Annotated in this window: 14 protein-coding genes; 2 read left to right on the top strand and 12 right to left on the bottom strand. The window is 62.7% G+C overall.

The window, feature by feature from the left end; translation table 11 throughout:
* The first annotated feature begins 29 nt into the window (after positions 1–29).
* The gene (locus tag ACQ4W4_RS15790; RefSeq protein WP_436542801.1) at positions 30–761 is read left to right on the top strand and encodes a hypothetical protein; all 732 of its coding nucleotides are present in this window, start codon (positions 30–32) and stop codon (positions 759–761) included.
* A 46-nt stretch (positions 762–807) separates the two neighbouring features.
* Positions 808–2,073 (top strand): DUF6445 family protein, encoded by a 1,266-nt coding sequence (locus tag ACQ4W4_RS15795; protein WP_436542802.1) that lies wholly within the window; start codon positions 808–810, stop codon positions 2,071–2,073.
* 114 nt (positions 2,074–2,187) lie between these two features.
* Here the strand turns inward: ACQ4W4_RS15795 and ACQ4W4_RS15800 are convergent, their stop codons facing one another.
* From ACQ4W4_RS15800 to ACQ4W4_RS15855, 12 genes are all read right to left on the bottom strand, one after another.
* The gene (locus ACQ4W4_RS15800) at positions 2,188–3,129 is read right to left on the bottom strand and encodes a LysR family transcriptional regulator (RefSeq protein ID WP_070219038.1); all 942 of its coding nucleotides are present in this window, start codon (positions 3,127–3,129) and stop codon (positions 2,188–2,190) included.
* Positions 3,130–3,262: 133 nt separating this feature from the next.
* Entirely contained in the window at positions 3,263–4,237 is a 975-nt protein-coding gene (locus ACQ4W4_RS15805; protein ID WP_436542803.1) for a glycoside hydrolase family 43 protein, read from the bottom strand.
* Between the two features lie 4 nt (positions 4,238–4,241).
* Positions 4,242–5,216, bottom strand: a complete 975-nt coding sequence (gene yjfF, locus ACQ4W4_RS15810) for a galactofuranose ABC transporter, permease protein YjfF (protein ID WP_436542804.1) — start codon at positions 5,214–5,216, stop codon at positions 4,242–4,244.
* A complete protein-coding gene (locus tag ACQ4W4_RS15815) occupies positions 5,213–6,298 on the bottom strand; it encodes an ABC transporter permease (RefSeq protein WP_436542805.1) in 1,086 nt (361 codons plus the stop codon). Before ACQ4W4_RS15815 ends, yjfF begins: the two co-directional genes overlap by 4 nt.
* Positions 6,295–7,836 (bottom strand): sugar ABC transporter ATP-binding protein, encoded by a 1,542-nt coding sequence (locus ACQ4W4_RS15820; RefSeq protein WP_436542806.1) that lies wholly within the window; start codon positions 7,834–7,836, stop codon positions 6,295–6,297. Before ACQ4W4_RS15820 ends, ACQ4W4_RS15815 begins: the two co-directional genes overlap by 4 nt.
* 9 nt (positions 7,837–7,845) lie before the next feature.
* Complete coding sequence (locus ACQ4W4_RS15825; RefSeq protein ID WP_436542807.1) at positions 7,846–8,808, bottom strand: ABC transporter substrate-binding protein; 963 nt, start codon at positions 8,806–8,808, stop codon at positions 7,846–7,848.
* Positions 8,809–8,966: 158 nt separating this feature from the next.
* On the bottom strand, positions 8,967–9,992 hold the full coding sequence (locus ACQ4W4_RS15830) for an arabinan endo-1,5-alpha-L-arabinosidase (RefSeq protein WP_436542808.1): 1,026 nt from the start codon (positions 9,990–9,992) through the stop codon (positions 8,967–8,969).
* 70 nt (positions 9,993–10,062) lie between these two features.
* Positions 10,063–11,613 carry an alpha-N-arabinofuranosidase gene (locus tag ACQ4W4_RS15835; protein ID WP_436542809.1) on the bottom strand — a complete coding sequence of 517 codons (1,551 nt, stop codon included), beginning with the start codon at positions 11,611–11,613 and terminating at the stop codon, positions 10,063–10,065.
* Positions 11,614–11,843: 230 nt separating this feature from the next.
* Complete coding sequence (locus tag ACQ4W4_RS15840; protein WP_436542810.1) at positions 11,844–12,611, bottom strand: SDR family NAD(P)-dependent oxidoreductase; 768 nt, start codon at positions 12,609–12,611, stop codon at positions 11,844–11,846.
* 77 nt (positions 12,612–12,688) lie between these two features.
* On the bottom strand, positions 12,689–14,266 hold the full coding sequence (locus tag ACQ4W4_RS15845; protein ID WP_436542811.1) for an aldehyde dehydrogenase (NADP(+)): 1,578 nt from the start codon (positions 14,264–14,266) through the stop codon (positions 12,689–12,691).
* The gene (araD1, locus tag ACQ4W4_RS15850) at positions 14,263–15,255 is read right to left on the bottom strand and encodes an AraD1 family protein (RefSeq protein ID WP_436542812.1); all 993 of its coding nucleotides are present in this window, start codon (positions 15,253–15,255) and stop codon (positions 14,263–14,265) included. Before araD1 ends, ACQ4W4_RS15845 begins: the two co-directional genes overlap by 4 nt.
* Positions 15,256–15,267: 12 nt before the next feature.
* Positions 15,268–17,010, bottom strand: coding sequence for an IlvD/Edd family dehydratase (locus tag ACQ4W4_RS15855; RefSeq protein ID WP_436498014.1), 1,743 nt, complete (start codon positions 17,008–17,010; stop codon positions 15,268–15,270).
* Positions 17,011–17,122: the final 112 nt, after the last annotated feature.

The following is a 17,122-nucleotide window of genomic DNA, read 5'->3' on the forward strand; positions in this document are numbered from 1 at the left end:
CACCTCACACATTCACTGAAGGAAATATCATGCAACGTACCCTCCCCGCCCTGCTCGCCATCACCGTGCTCCTGTCCGCCTGCGGCAAGAACGACACCGCCACATCGGCCGCCTCCGCCCCCGTCGCCGCGAATGTCGCCGAGCTGGCCGCCAAGGCGCAAGTAAAGGCGGCGGCCGCCAGCCTGCCGCAAGCGGACCCGGCCACGCCAGCGGCCAGCTATGTCGACATCACGAGCGGCAACCAGTTGATGTACAGCTACATCGCCCTGTCCGGCGTGCCGCCCGACTATGCGGCCGTGGCGCAGCGTGTCTCGCGCGAATATGCGGGCAGCAACGACGCCTTCCGCAAGCAGGAAGTGCTCGACGCGCTGAAACCGCAGATCGACGCCAAGGTCAATGAAGCCAAGACGAAACGCTACCTGCGCTACCAGATCAACGGCCAGGGCGCGCTGTCGCCGTACGTCATGGACAAGGCCGCCTTCCCCGCCAAGTTCGCCGAAGCGGGCACGTATTACTACATGTACGACAATGGCGACTACAAGCTGGCCTTCACGAATGGCGACGGTTATTCCTTGCTGAAAGTGGACCAGGACGCGGCGCGTAAGATCGAGGCGGCGCGCAGCGGCTACAAGGATTTCGCCATCGTCGTGTACGCCTACGCGCAGGAAGCGGACATGGCCAGCAACCAGGTCAAGGCGCAAATCGTCAAGGTGGCGATCAAGCTGAACGGGCAGGAAATTCCCGTCAACCAGGCGCAGTAGAACGGGCTCGGTTACACTGTTCGCCACATTGCATCGGGATCGACACATGGGCGAACAGACACTGGCGGAACAACAGCTGGCCAAGGGCCGGCAACTGCAGCGGCAAGGCAAGCTGATCGAGGCGATCAACGCCTACCAGGCGGCCTTCAAACAGGACCCGGCCCTGGCCGAAGCGCAGCATTTCCAGGGCCTGGCGATGCTGGAGCTGGGCCAGGGTGCCCTCGGCCTGGGCCTGTTAAAACTGTCGCTCAGGCAGCAGCCGGAGAACCCTCTGTTCCACTACAACCTCGGCAACGTGCTGCGCGGTACGGACAGCGAAGCGGCGCTGGCCAGCTACGCCACGGCGGCGCGGCTGGCGCCGCACGAACACGATTTCGCCATCAGCCATGCCGAATTGCTGATGGGAAAACAGCGGCTGATGGAGACCATCGCCGAACTGGAACGGGCCCACGCCCTGCGCCCGCAGCGCTGGCAAACCCTGCAAGGCCTGGCCGAACTGTATTACCGCACGGGACAGCGGGATCTGGCGCTGGCCCGCTATGCGCAAGCGCTGGCGCTGCACCCGGCGCTGGCGCAGACGTGCCGCATCGGCTTTGCCAGCCCGCAAGCGGAACATCCCGAAACGTTGACGACGCTCAATGTCGCGGACACCCTGCACGATTTTATCCGCGAAACGGACCTGCACATCGTCGACGACTTCCTGCCCGACCCGGCCGCCTGGCGCGCCCAGGCGTTGGCCTTGCCGTTCGAACAGCAGCGCTATGCGGGACAGAATTATCCGGGCAGCCAGACGGCGGGCCAGCCCAGCCAGCCCATCATGGAGCGCATCGCCACGGCACTGGGCCGCCCCATCCGTTTTATTTCACCCGACAATGGCTCGTATCGCCTCAGCTATGCGGACGCGACGGCGCGCACGGATATCCACGTGGACAATGAGACGGGCAACAATTTCAATTTCTATGCGGGCGTGCTGTACCTGAACCCGCCCGAGCAGTGCCAGGGCGGCACCACGTTCTGGCGCCACCAGCCCAGCGGCTGGTACCGGAGACTGCCCGAGGCGGACGTGAAGGCGGGCGGCTACGCCAGCTTCAAGGACTTCCAGAAGCGCTGGCTGCCGAACAGCAAAGTGCAGAAATTCAACGACTTACAAGAACAGCGCGACAGTTGGCAAGCCTTGCTGGAAGTGCCGATGCGCCACAACCGCCTGATCGTCTACAAGGGCCACTACTTTCACTCGATCAGCAATGTGTTTGGCGATACGCCGGAAAATGGCCGGCTGGTGCAGCTGTTCTTCTTTGAAGTGCCGGAATGAACGCAAGGGGCAATTGTCGGATTACGCGTTCCGCCAATCCGACCTACGCATGCATGTGAACGGTAGGTCGGATTAGCGCGCAAGCGCGTAATCCGACACAACCACCGCCTCGGGTCAATACATGTCGGCAGCAGTCGCCCGTACTGCCTTGAGCAGCATATCCGCCCCCGGCGACAACAGATGATCCTGCTGGCGGATGATGCCGAACGCATCCATCTTGCACGGCAGTTCGATGGGCAGAATGCTCAGCACGTTCAACGATTCGTAGTAGTGCGCCACTTCCGTCGGCATCACGTGCAGGGAATCCGTCTGCTGCAGCAGGGACGTGATCAAGAGCAAGGCGGTCGTGTCGACCACGTCGACGGGCGGCTCCAGGCTGGCGCGGCGGAACATCATGTCGAAGCGGTGGCGCAGGATGCTGCCTTGCGGCGGCAGAATCCACGGCTGGGCCGCCAGGTCCTTCAGTTGCAGATTCTTGCGCGACAGCAGCGGGTGGCCATTGCGCGCCACGGCGCTGGCCGGCTCTTCCGTCAATTCCTCGTAGATGAGGCCGGCGCTGCTTTCCTTTTCCAGGATGCGGCCGATCATGAAGTCCAGGGTGCCGTGCTGCAGCATGTCCATCAAGGTATTGCTGTGCTCCAGGTGCACGCCGATGCGCATCAGCGGCGCCTGCTGCTTGATGCGGGCAATCGCGCGCGGCAGCAAGGCCATGGCCGGCGTCATGATGACGCCCACTTCCACCTGGCCCGTCAGGCCTGATTTGAGCGCGACGATGTCGTCATGCGCCAGCGACAGACTCGTCAGCGCCATGCGCGCGTGGCGTATCATCGTTTCACCGTAGATGGTCGGCTCCATGCCGCGCGGCAACCTGTCGAACAGGCGCACGTCCAGCATCTCTTCCAGGTCTTTGATTTGCTTGGACGCGGCCGGCTGCGTCATGTGCAATTCTTCCGCCGCGCGGTGGATGTTGCGCTGCTCGTCAAGGGCGATCAACAACAGCAATTGCCGCGTCTTCAGGCGGGCTCGCAAGAACCAGTTGGGGTTGAGGGTATCCATGAATAAATCATATCATGATCGATATCAGTTTCTGGCTGATATCGATATTACAGATATCGGTTTGTCTCCTTTTTTACAATTCAAAAAACAAGAGCAAAGGCTGGGGTCAGACCCAACGGGTCCGACCCCGGTACTAACTTGCCTTGCAGGCGACGCTCGGGTTGGCAGCCGGGCCAGCCGTTTGCTGGATGAATTCGATCGTGCCGTCCGGCTTGTATTTCAGCTCTTCCACGGCGACGGAACGCCGGTATTCCCCACCGCCCGGCAACTTGTCGTTGTGATAGAAAATGTAGGACTTGCCGTTGAACTCGATGATGGCCTGGTGGATGGTTTTCACGACGGCATTCTTGTCCATGATGGTGCCGCGAAAATGCCACGGCCCCGCCGGCGTCGGGCCCGTCGAGTACGCCGTTTCTTCGGGGAAGTTGCGCGAGTACGACAGGTAATACGTGCCCGCATGCTTGTGCATGTACGCCGCTTCCGTGAACGCATCCATGCCGAAGGTCAGAATCGGGCCATCGAGCTCCGTCATGTTGGCGTTGAGCTTGGCGTACTTCAAGACCGTGTTGCCCCAGTAAATGTATGCCTGGCCATCCGTATCGATGAAGACGGCCGGGTCGATGTCGTCCCACGGGATCGCCGTCTGCTGCGTCATGTCGTTCGTGATCAGGGCGCTGCCGCGCGCGTCGACGAACGGTCCCGTCGGGCTGTCGGACACGGCCACGCCGATGGCCTTGCCGGGAATGGTCTTGTGGTCGACGGTCGAATAGAAATAGTATTTGCCGCCGCGCTTGACGATGTCGCCGGCCCACGCATCCCTGCCGGCCCAGGCGAAGGTGGAAAAGCGCACGGGCGAGCCGTGATCCGTCCAGTTCGCCATGTCGCACGAGGAATACACGCGCCACTCGTTCATGCGGTAATCCGTATCCGTGGCGCTCGCCTCATCGTGGCCGACGTACAAATACACGCGGCCATTGTCGACCAGCGCGGCCGGGTCGCCCGTGTAGATGTTTTTCACGATGGGGTTGGCCGCCTGCGCGCCCAGGGCCATGCAGGCGAGCGCCGCCGCCATGCCGATGGTGGCGGCAAGTTTATTCTTGTGAAACATGCTATTAACTCCCGTTGGTATTTTTCTGGCCCATGGCCATCAGTCTTTGCACGACGCAAAAGACGAACAGCAGGCCGCCGATGACGATCTTGGTCCACCACGAGCTGAGCGTGCCGTCGAAGGCGATCAGGGTCTGGATGGTGCCCAGCACCAGCACGCCCGACAGGGCGCCCGCCACGTAGCCGTAGCCGCCGCTGAGCAGAGTGCCGCCGATGACGACGGCGGCAATCGCGTCCAGTTCCGTGCCTTGCGCATGCAAGCCATAGCCGGACAGCATGTAGAACGAAAACAGCACGCCGCCGAGCGACGCGCAAAAGCCGCTGAAGGCGTAGATCAGGACCTTGGTGCGGCCCACGGGCAAACCCATCATCAGGGCCGACTGTTCATTGCCGCCGATCGCATACACGGCGCGGCCGAATGGCGTGGCGTGCGCCAGCCAGATGGCCAGCAGCAGGGTCAGCACGGCGATCACGACGCCGGGCGAGACGAAGCCGCCGAGGAAGCCCAGCTGGGTTTGCGACATGGCGACAAACAGCGGATCGGCTATGGTGATGGAGTTGATGCTGATCAAATAGCACAGTCCCCGCGCCAAAAACATGCCGGCCAGGGTGACGATGAAGGGCTGCAATTTGAAATAATGGATCAGCGCGCCCATGCCGGCGCCAAACACGGTGCCCAGCGCCAGCACGGTGGCGATCACCAAGAGCGGGGGCCAGTGCGCCACGTTGAGCAGCCAGGCGGCGATCATGGTCGACAGGGCCAGCACGGAACCGACGGACAGGTCGATGCCGCCGGAAACGATGACGAAGGTCATGCCGACGGCGATCACCAGCAAAAAGGCGTTATCGATCAACAGGTTAAAGATCACTTGCGTCGACAGCAGGCCCGGATAGGCGGCGCCGCCCAGGCCCAGCATCACCACCAGCAGCAAGACCGTGACGAGCGAAGTGAAATACGGGGTGTGCAGCAAACCCTTCATGCTTTTCTCCGATGCAGCAATTGCTTGAATTCCGACGATTGCGACAGGCAGACGAGGAAGACGACGACCGACTTGACGACCATGTTCACTTCCGGCGGCACACCGAGCGAATAAATCGTGTAGGTCAGGGTCTGGATGATGAGCGCGCCGATCATGCTGCCGACCAGGCTGAACTTGCCGCCGGCCAGCGAGGTGCCGCCCAGGGTAACGGCCAGGATGGCGTCCAGTTCCAGCATCAGGCCCGCATTGTTCGCGTCGGCACTCTTGATGTTCGAGCTGATCATCAGCCCCGACAGGCCCGCACAGGCGGCGCAAAACACGTAGACGAAAAAGATCAGGGTCGCCGTCCTGATGCCGGCCAGGCGCGCGGCGACGGGGTTGATGCCGACGGCCTGGATGAACAGGCCCAGGGCCGTTTTCCGCATCAGCACGGCCGTGATGAGGAACACGGCCGCCACGAGGAACAGCGAGAACGGCAAGCCGAACAGGTAACCGCTGCCGATGAAGAAGAACGGTTGATAGTAGACGGTGACGATCTGCCCATCCGTAAGCAATTGCGCCAGGCCGCGCCCCGCCACCATCAGGATCAGGGTGGCGACGATGGGCTGCAAGCCCAGGCCCGCCACCAGCACGCCATTCCAGGCACCGCACAGCAGGGCCGCGCCCAGGGCGGCCGCCAGGGCCCAGCCCATGGGGATATTGCTCACGTAGGTCGGTACGCCATTGTCCATCACCATGGTGCCGCCGATCAGCATGGCCGCCACCGTGCCGGACAGGGCCACGACGGCGCCCACGGAAATGTCGATGCCGCGCGTGGCAATCACCAGGGTCATGCCCAGGGCCGCCAGCATCAAGGGCGCCGCGCGGTTGACGATATCGATCACGCTGCCGTACAGGTGGCCATCGCGGATTTCCAGATGGAAAAAGCCGGGGATGGCAAACAGATCGACCAGCAGCAGCAAGCACAGCGCGGCCAGGGGCCGGCTCAGGGGGTGGTGTAAAACGGTATGCACAATGGAAGAATCCGTGGTGGCAGCCGCCCGCGCCGCAGGGGCGGCGGGCGACGATGTGGTCATGCTCATGCTGTCTCTCCGGCAATCACTTGCAGCACGGAACTATCATCGAGCTCGCCGCGCGCATAGTCGCCGCAGGCCTTGCGGTCGCGCATGACCAGAATACGGTCGCTGCAGCGCAGCACTTCCGGCAATTCGGACGAAATGAACAGGATGGCCATGCCCTTGCGGCAGAGTTTGGCCACATAGCTCATGATTTCCTGCTTGGCGCGCACGTCGATGCCGCGCGTCGGCTCATCGAGAATCAGCATGGCGGGCGAGGTCACCAGCCAGCGCGCCAGCAAGGCTTTTTGCTGATTGCCGCCCGACAGGCTGCCGATGGGGGTTTCGATGCTGGCCGTCTTGATGCCCAGCGCTTTCACATATTCGTCGGCCAGCGCCTGCTGGCGCTTGAACGGGATGGCGCGCAGCAAGCCCGTGCGGGCCTGCAAGGCCAGGATGATGTTTTCGCGCACGGACAGCGACAAAATCGCGCCCTCGTGCTTGCGGTCTTCCGAGCAAAAGCCGATATCGCGGGCAATCGCGTCGCGCGGCACATTGAAGTGGCGCGGCTGGCCCTGCGTAGTGATCGTGCCCGAGTCAGCCTTGTCGGCGCCGAACAGCAATCGCGCCAGTTCCGTGCGGCCCGAACCGAGCAAACCGGCCAGGCCCAGCAATTCACCCTGGCGGATGTGGAAATCCATGGGCAGCAAGGCGCCCTTGCGGCCCAGTCCAGTGGCTTCCAGCACAGCCGGGCCGAAGCTGGCCGCGCCCGCTTCTTGCGCCAGGTCCAGCGCTTGTTCCTGCGTATCGGCCGCCACGCCGATCATTTTATTGACCAGCGCCAGGCGCGACAGTTCGCTGCACGCGTATTCGCCTTCGCGCTCGCCATTGCGCATGACGGTGATGCGGTCGGAAATGGCGTAGGTCTGGTCCAGGAAGTGGGTCACAAACAGGATCGCCATGCCCTGCTCGCGCAGGCGGCGCAGCACGGAAAACAGCAGATTGACTTCCGCCTCGTCCAGGCTGGACGTGGGTTCGTCGAGGATCAGCACGCGGGCCGAAATGTTCAGCGCGCGCGAGATGGCCACCATTTGCTGGATGGCCAAGGGAAAGCTGGACAATTGCGCCGTGACGTCGATATCGATCTGCAGCTGCTGCAGCAAGGCACGCGCCTGTTGCTGCATGCCACGCCAATCGATGCCGCCAAAGCGGCGCGGATAACGGCCGATAAAGATGTTTTCCGCCACCGACAGGTTCGGACACAGATTGACTTCCTGGTACACGGTGCTGATGCCGAGCGCCTGCGCGTCCGAGGTGGACGCGGGGGCGATGGGCTTGCCGTCAAACAAAATCTGGCCGCTGTCGGGCGTATAGACCCCCGTCAGCACCTTGATCAGGGTCGACTTCCCGGCGCCGTTCTGCCCCATCAAGGTGTGCACTTCACCCGGATACAGGCGCAGGGCAACGTCGCTGAGGGCTTTCACGCCGGGAAAGGACTTGCTGATGCCGCGCAACTCCAGCAAGGGAGCTGGCGCGGCAGTGTGATGCGCTTGCGTCTTCATCATGCGGCAAGCTTAGTACTTACGGTTCGGGAATTCCTTGGCGGCCACCTCGGCAGGGAACACGCCTTCCACCGTCGTGATGCGCGCGGGCACGGGCTTACCGGCCACCACGTCGCGGGCGATGGACATCAATTGCGGGCCCAGCAGCGGGCTGCACTCGACGGTGACGTTCAGCTTGCCGGCGATCATGGCCTCGAACGCGCCTTTGACGCCATCGATCGAGATGATGATGATGTCCTTGCCCGGCTTCATGCCCGCTTCCTCGATGGCCTGGATGGCGCCGATGGCCATGTCGTCATTGTGCGCATACAGCACGTTGATCTTCTTGCCTTCGGCCTTGAGGAACGCTTCCATCACTTCCTTGCCCTTGGCGCGCGTAAAGTCGCCCGTTTGCGAACGGATGATCTTGAGCTTGGGATTCTTGCCGATGACTTCCTGGAAGCCTTCCTTGCGGTCGATGGCCGGCGCGGAACCGACCGTGCCTTGCAGTTCGACGATGTTCAGGGTCGCATCCGGGGTTTTCTTGGCGTGCTCGAGCAGCCATTGACCGGCGCGGCGGCCCTCTTCCACGAAGTCGGAACCGATGAAGGTCACGTACAGCGACTTGTCGGCCACGTTGACGGCGCGGTCCGTCAGGATGACGGGAATCTTGGCGGCCTTGGCTTCGCGCAGCACCGTATCCCAGCCCGATTCCACGACCGGAGAGAAGGCGATCACGTCGACCTTTTGCGCGATGAACGAGCGCAGGGCCTTGACCTGGTTTTCCTGCTTTTGCTGTGCATCGGCAAATTTCAGGGTGACGCCGTCTTTCTTGGCCGCCTCCTTGATGGAGACGGTATTGGCGGTGCGCCATTCGCTTTCGGCGCCCACCTGCGAAAAGCCCATGACGAGGGGCTTGGCGGCAAACGCGGACGAGGTAGCGGACAATGCCAGCAGCATGGCGCTGGCGAGGAGGGTGCGGCGTGTCAATGTCATTCTTGTCTCCAGTTTTTTTTGGAATACCATCACAGCCGGATGCCGGATGGGCGGTTTTTTATGAACCCATGGTAGGAGAAAGCAACATAGCCATCCAATCAATTCTTTTTCGCTTGCGATACCGATTTACGTATCACCTGGCGCACATCCCCGCTCCCTCAGGGTGTGGCGGCCGGCAATTCGCGGCTCTGATAGCGGTTCAAATCGCGCGCATCGACTTGCGGCCAGCCCTCCTTGTCCCACGTCATGGGCAGGATCTTGAGCTTCTGCAAATAGTTGTCCGCCGTCTCGTAGGCGTGCAGCACCAGATAATTCTTGCCGTCAAACGTGTAAGCGCTGTTGTGGCCCAGGCCCCGCCAATCCTTGTCACCTTTCAAGACCACCGTGCCGCCGCCCTGCGCCATGTCGCGGCCATCCTTGTCCAGATACGGCCCCGTCACGCTGGTCGAACGGCCCACAGCCAGGTGATACGTGCTTTTTTCCTTCTGGCAGCATAAACCCCAGGAAACGAAGAGAAAGTAATCGTTGCCGCGCTGGAAGATGAACGGCGCCTCGATTTCCTCGGGTGCGGGCTTGAATTCGCCCGCCCGTGGCGGCAGCGGCGCGCGGCGCGCCAGCGAGTGCCACTCTTGCGGTTCCGCAATGGTTTTCCAGTCCGCGTTGAGTTTCACCAGCTTGATGCCGTTCCAGAACGAGCCGAAGGCCATCCACGGCGTGCCCTTGGCATCGGTGATGATGTTCGAATCGATGGCGTTCCACTCGTCGCGCTCGGGCACCGATTGCAGCAACATGCCCTGGTCGACCCAGCGGTAGTCGGGCGAACGGGGATTCAAGGTGGTGTTGACGGTCACGCCGATGCCCGAGGTATTCTTGCCGAAGCCGGACACCGAGTAATACAGGTAATATTTGCCGTCATGAAATTGCACGTCGGGCGCCCAGATATGGTCGTCGAACGATGGTGCGGCCGTCTTGGCCCAGGTCGGCTGGCCCGCGAAGACGCGCCCTTCCGGCTGCCAGTCGCGCATATTCTTCGAGCTGTAGAAAGTGATGCCGGGACCCGTGCTGTACAGATAATACGTGTCGCCTTCCTTGGCCATCACAGGGTCGTGCACGCTGACCTGGGCCGCCTGGACGGGGCTGAAAGCAAGCATGGCCACCATGGCCATCATTGTCGAAAATTGCATCGTGTTCTCCAATATGAACGGGCCAGCCCTTCATGCAGGCCGGCCCGATGAGTGACAAGTGGCGAAAAGCTTATTCGACGGCCACCACGACGACGGCCTTGGCGGGCACCGACACGGCCAGCTTGCCGCCCTGCGCCTGGGCATTGAACGCCACCGGCTGCACGGCTTGCGGTTGCGCAAAGCTGTTGACGGCATCCATCTTGCCGGCGGTCAGCACGCGGCCATGCACGGCCGTCACTTTTTGGCCCGCCAGCGCCACGCTCACGTCGACGGCCTTGTGCGGGTTCGTGTTGACCAGCGACAGATACACCTTGCCATCCTTGGCGCGCGCGGCCGAGGCGCTCACTTCCGGAATGCTGACCTTGCCCAGGCTGTACTTGCCATTGCCGCTGATGGCAACCGGCAAGGTCGTGGCATCCTGGAACGGCACGTACATTTCAAACGCGTGATACGTGGGCGTGAGGAAATACTTGTCCTTGTCCGTGATGATCATCGCCTGCAGCACGTTGACCATTTGCGCGATATTCGTCATGCGCACGCGGTCCGCATGGGCGTGGAAAATATTGAAGTTCAGGGCGGCGACGAGGGCGTCGCGCAAGCTGTTTTGCTGGAACAGGAAACCCGTGTTGGTGCCCGGTTCCACGTCGTACCAGGTGCCCCATTCATCGACGTACAAGCCGGTCTTTTTCGAGGGATCGTTCTTGTCGATGGCGGCGAGATTGTTCTTGATCAAGCTATCGATGCGCAGGGTGCGGCTCAGGGTGGAAATCCACTCGTTTTCGCCAAAACCCGTGGCCGCGCCCTTCTTTTCCCATACGCCGGTCGGCACCGTGTAGTAGTGGAAACTGATGGCGTCCATCATGTTCGGCTTGATTTCGCGGCTCAGGGTGCCCGACCAGCTGGTGTCGTCGTCATTGCCGCCGCTGGCGATGAATTTCGGGCGCGCGCTTTCCGGCGTCTTCATGAAGGTGTGATAGTGCTTGTACAGGTCGGCATAGTATTGCGGACGCATATTGCCGCCGCAACCCCAGGCTTCATTGCCGATGCCAAAGTAATCGACTTTATACGGCTGGGCGCGGCCATTCTTGCGGCGCAGTTCGGCCAGGGTGGACTTGCTGTCCGAGGTCATGTATTCGAGCCACTCGGACATTTCCTGCGGCGTGCCGGAACCAAGGTTGCCGTTGATATAGGTCTGTGCGCCCAGCAACTCGGCCAGGTCGAAGAATTCATGCGTGCCGACGGCGTTCGACTCTTCCACGCCGCCCCAGTTGGTGTTGACCTTGGTCGGACGCTTCTCGCGCGCGCCGATGCCATCCTTCCAGTGGTACTCATCGGCAAAGCAGCCGCCCGGCCAGCGCACCAGCGGTACGTGCAACTGTTTCAGCGCGCCCAGCACGTCATTGCGCCAGCCCTTGGTGTTCGGGATCGACGATTCCGGCCCCACCCACATGCCTTCGTAAATGCCCGTGCCCAGGTGTTCGGCAAACTGGCCGTAGATGTTCTTATTGATCACGGGGCCGGGCTTGGCCGCGTCGATGGTGACATTGACGGGCGCGGCAAAGGCGCTGCCGACGGCCATGGCCAGGCTGAGGGCCACGATGCTGGTGTTGATACATTTCATGCTGTCTCCTGTTTTTGAGTGAAAAGCAAGGGCCGGGTCAACCCCGGCGCAATCTGGATGTGGCGATGCCTCTCCGGCCGCGGGGTTGGGGCGGCAAGAGCGGTATTTCGAAAGAGGAAAGATTTGGCAGGCTGCAACTCTGCGGCCGACAAAACGCCCAGGGCTAGGCGCAGGGTCGCAGACAGTACGCTAGTACGGCAAGACCCTGCAACAACGCCCTGAACGTTTTGTCAAACCCAGCCGGCGTCGACGATGAATTCTTGGGAGGAGCACATCGCGCCGTCATCGGAAGCAAGGAACAGCACCATGGCGGCGATGTCCTGCGGCATCAGCTTGCTTGGCAAGCATTGGCTTTTCTTGATTTCCACTTCCGCCGCCTCGTCGACCCACAGGTCGATCTGGCGCTGCGTCATGACCCAGCCGGGCGTGACCGTGTTGACGCGGATATTGTGCGCGCCATAATCGCGCGCCAGGCCCCGCGTGAGGCCCACGACGGCCGCCTTGGTGGTGGCATACACGGGGTAGCCGCCCGACTTCATGTGCCACGAGATCGAACTGACGTTGATGATGGAGCCGCCGCCCTTGCGCTTCATGCCCTCGAACACGGCCTGGCACGTGAAGAACATGGGACGTTGATTGATCGCAATGCGCTCGTTCCAGTATTCCAGGGTGACGTCCTGCGCCTGATGGCGCTGGTCGTTGGCCGCATTGTTGACGAGAATATCGAAGTCGCCCAGCTTCCCGGCCAGTTCGGCCATGACGGCTTGCAGGGAGGGGATATCCGTGATGTCGCAATGGCGGAACAGGGGCGCCGTCAGGCCCGCTTCGGCCAGGCGGCGGCACAGGGCCTCGCTCGCTTCCACGGCGATATCGACAAACGCCACCACGGCGCCCTGGGCGGCAAATTCCGCCACCAGGGATTCGCCGATGCCGCTGCCGCCGCCCGTGATGAACACGCGCTTGCCCTGCAAGCTGCCATATTTCGCCAATTGCTTCATCTTGTCTCCACCTGTTTATTTTTTATATGCAACTTACAACAGCAACAAACCGCAATCGCGTGCGGCTCGCCGTGTTGTTATTCCTTACCCAGCACGCCATCCTTGCGGCGCCAGATCCCCAGCGGATTATCGTCGCGCAGCGACTCCGGCAGCAAGTCCTGCAGCAGGTTCTGGTAGGACACGGGACGCAGGAAGCGGTTGATGGCCGCCGTGCCCACGGACGTGCTGCGGCCGTCCGACGTGGCCGGGAACGGGCCGCCGTGCACCATGGCCGTCGACACTTCCACACCGGTCGGGAAACCGTTGGCCAGGATGCGGCCCACGCGGCGTTCCAGCACGGGCAGCAGGCGGCGAGCATTGTCCAGGTCGCCCGCATCCATCTGCAGGGTGGCCGTCAGCTGGCCTTCCAGGCTTTCCGTGATGGCAATCAATTGCTCGATGTCGCGGCACGCCACCAGCAAGGAAGCCGGGCCGAAGACTTCATCGCGCAAATCGTGCCTGGCCAGGAAGGCCTCGCCCGAGGTGACGAACAGGGCGGCGGCGCCCTTGCCCTCTTCTCCCGTGTTCTGCACCAGCGGCGTCACATCCGCGTGCTGCGCCAGCGCGGCGACGCCCCTGGCATAGCTGTTGGCGATGCCCGCCGTCAGCATGGTGGCGGCCGGGGCCGGCGCCAGCGCGTCGGCGGCGGCCCCGGCAAAGGCCGTGAAGTCAGGGCCTTCCAAGCCCAGCACGAGGCCGGGATTGGTGCAGAACTGACCAACGCCCATCGTCAGCGAAGCGGCAAAACCGCTGGCGATCGCCGCGCCACGGGCAGCCAAGGCTTGCGGCAGCACAAACACGGGGTTGATGCTGCTCATTTCCGCATACACGGGGATCGGCTGCGGACGTTCCGCCGCCACCTTCATCAGGGCGATACCGCCCGAACGCGAACCCGTAAAGCCGACGGCCTGGATGGCCGGATGGGCGACCAGCGCCTGGCCGATGCCATTGCCCGTGCCCGTCAACAGGGCGAATACGCCGGCCGGCAGCTTGCAGATGGCAATCGCCTTGACGATGGCGCGCGCCACCAGTTCGGACGTGCCCGGATGGGCCGAATGGGCTTTCAGGACGACAGGGCAGCCGGCAGCCAAGGCCGAGGCCGTATCGCCGCCCGCCACGGAGAAGGCCAGCGGGAAGTTACTGGCCGCAAACACGGCGACGGGACCCAGGCCGATCATGCGCAAACGCAAGTCAGGACGCGGCGGCACGCGGTCGGGCAAAGCCGAATCGATGCGCGCATCGGTCCACGATCCTTCGCGCAGCAAGCCGGCGAACAATTTCAATTGACCGACCGTACGGCCGCGTTCGCCTTCCAGGCGCGCGCGCGGCAAGCCGCTTTCCGTCATGGCGCGCACGATCAGCTCGTCGCCCAGTTCGCCGATTTGCGCGGCGATGGTGTCCAGGAAATCGGCGCGCTGCGCGTCGCTGGTGGCGCGGAAGGGGTCGAATGCGGCTTGCGCCAGGCGGCAGGCTTCGTCGATTTGCGCTACGTCCACCATGTGGAAGGCGGGCGCGATGTGTGCGCGCGCGGCCGGGTCCCACGCTTCGAAGGAGCCGCCATTGCCCTTGACGGCGACGCCGCCGATCAATGCATCACCGGTGATATGGAAACTCATAATGTGCTCACTTTCGCAAATTCGGTTGGGAAGACGTCGAGGCGGTTGCGCAGGGCAGGGCCAAAGGCCGGCGCCTCGATTTCAAAGGTTTCGCCCGGCGCCACGCTCACGCCATCGGCAAAGCTCAGGGTGGCCGTGCCGAAGAAATGCACGTGCACGTCGCCCGGGCGCTTGAACAGCGGATACTTGAAGTGATGGTGTTCGAGGTTGGCGATCGTGTGCGACATATTGTCTTCGCCGCTGACGAAGGCCTTTTCCCAGCGCACCTTGCCGGCCGCATCGAGCACGCGCGAGGCGCCGGCGATGTGCGCGGGCAATTCGCCCACCAGCAGGGCCGGGCCCACGCTGCAGACGCGCAGCTTCGAGTGGGCCAGGTACAGGTAGTTCTGGCGCTCCGTCACGTGATCCGAGAATTCATTGCCGATGGCATAGCCGACCCGGTAGGGCTGGCCGTCGTCGCCGATCACGTACAGGCCGGCGATTTCCGGCTCTTCGCCGCCATCGAGGGCAAAATCCGGCATGCGCAGCGGCTGGCCGCCGGCGCGCACGATGGAGCCGTCGCCCTTGTAAAACCATTCGGGCTGGGCGCCGGCCGTGCCGTCAGCGGGCTTGCCGCCTTCCACGCCCAGGCGGAACATTTTCATGGAGTCACTCAGCGACTCGGCGTCGCCGCCGATCTTCTTGTGCATGGCGTCGCGCGCACCGGCGCTGCCCAGGTGGGTCAGGCCCGTGCCCGTCACGTAGCAGTGCGCTTCGTCGGCGTGATCGAGCGGCGGCAGCACGCGTCCGGCGGCGGCCACGTCCGCATACGCATGCGTGGTATTGCCGACGGTGGCGTTCACCAGTTCCGCCAGATTGATACGCTTGCGGATGGCGTCTTGCGCCAGCGCATACGTCGTGTTGTAGCCTTCGATGACGCGGATCTGGTCGTCTTGCAGCAGGCCGACGAGGCGGCCGCCGTGTTCATTCGTAAATTGCAGCAACAGCATAATTGTCTCCGCTTAATGTGAGTGGCGCGGCACGGCGGAACCGCGATTGCCGACCAGGAAGTCGAAATCGCAGCCTTCGTCGGCCTGCAACACGTGTTCGATGTACAGCTGCTGGTAGCCGCTCTTCGGTCCGGGCGCGCTGCCCAGTTCGCGGGCCGCCAGGCGCTCGGCGATTTCCGCGTCGCTGATGTCGATGTTCAGGCTGCCGGCGTGGCAATCGAGGGCGATCATGTCGCCATCTTTCACAATGCCCAGCGGGCCGCCCGCCATGGCTTCCGGCGCCACGTGCAGCACGACGGTGCCATAGGCCGTGCCGCTCATGCGCGCATCCGAGATGCGCACCATGTCGGTGATGCCTTGCGCCAGCAGTTTCGGCGGCAAGCCCATGTTGCCCACTTCGGCCATGCCCGGATAACCTTTCGGGCCGCAGTTCTTCATCACCAGCACGGAGTTCGCATCGACGTCCAGATCCGGATCGAGGATGCGCGATTTGTAATGTTCAAAGTCTTCGAAGACGACGGCCTTGCCCCGGTGCTGCATCAGATGCGGCGAGGCGGCCGACGGTTTCAGCACGGCGCCGCGTGGCGCCAGGTTGCCGCGCAACACGCAGATGCCGCCATCGGCCAGCAATGGATTGTCCAGGGTGCGCACCACTTCATCGTTGTAGATCGGCGCTTCGACGCAGTTGTCCCAGATCGACTTGCCGTTGACGGTCAGCGCATTCTTGTGCGGCAGCAAATCGCCCTCGCCCAGGCGGCGTATCACGGCCGGCAAGCCGCCCGCGTAGTAAAACTCTTCCATCAGGAAACGGCCCGACGGCAGCAGGTCGACGATGGTCGGCGTGCCCCGGCCCACCTTGGTCCAGTCTTCCAGTTCCAGCGGCACGCCGATGCGTCCGGCAATCGCCTTCAGGTGGATCACGGCATTGGTCGAGCCGCCGATGGCCGCGTTGACCTTGATGGCGTTTTCAAACGCCTCGCGCGTCAGCACTTTCGACAGGCGCAGGTCTTCATGCACCATTTCAACGATGCGGATGCCCGACATGTGGGCCAGCACGTAGCGGCGCGAATCGACGGCGGGAATGGCCGCGTTGTGCGGCAAGGACGTGCCCAGCGCTTCGGCCATGCTGGCCATCGTCGAGGCCGTGCCCATGGTGTTGCAGGTGCCGGCCGAGCGCGACATGCCCGATTCGGCCGACATGAACTGGTGCAGGGTGATCGATCCCGCCTTCATCTGTTCGTGCAGCTGCCACACGGCCGTGCCGGAACCGATGTCCTTGCCGTTCAGCTTGCCGTTCAGCATGGGGCCGCCGCTGACGACGATGGTGGGAATGTCGACGCTGGCCGCGCCCATCAGCAATGCCGGCGTCGTCTTGTCGCAGCCGACCAGCAGCACGACGGCGTCCATCGGGTTGCCGCGGATCGATTCTTCCACGTCCATCGAGGCCAGGTTGCGCGTCAGCATGGCTGTCGGGCGCAGATTCGATTCGCCGTTCGAAAAGACGGGAAATTCCACGGGGAAACCACCCGCTTCCAGGATACCGCGCTTGACGTGCTCGGCCAGCTGGCGGAAATGCGCGTTGCAGGGGGTCAGTTCGGACCAGGTATTGCAGATGCCGATGATGGGCTTGCCGTGAAATTCGTGGTCAGGTATGCCCTGGTTTTTCATCCAGCTGCGGTACATGAAGCCGTTCTTGTCCTGCGAGCCGAACCACTCGGCCGAGCGCAGGGCTACCTTCTTTTTTGTCTCAGACATGCCATTCTCCTGGTTGTGCCATGCCGGATCTAATGTCGTCGGCCCGGGCAGCGATGTTGGGATACTAAAGAATCCTGCCATGCCTTTCCAATCAATTTTTAATGCGTTCCGA

Origin of the sequence: Janthinobacterium glycogeni, from assembly GCF_051380725.1 — a bacterium.
Taxonomy (GTDB): Bacteria; Pseudomonadota; Gammaproteobacteria; order Burkholderiales; family Burkholderiaceae_D; genus Janthinobacterium.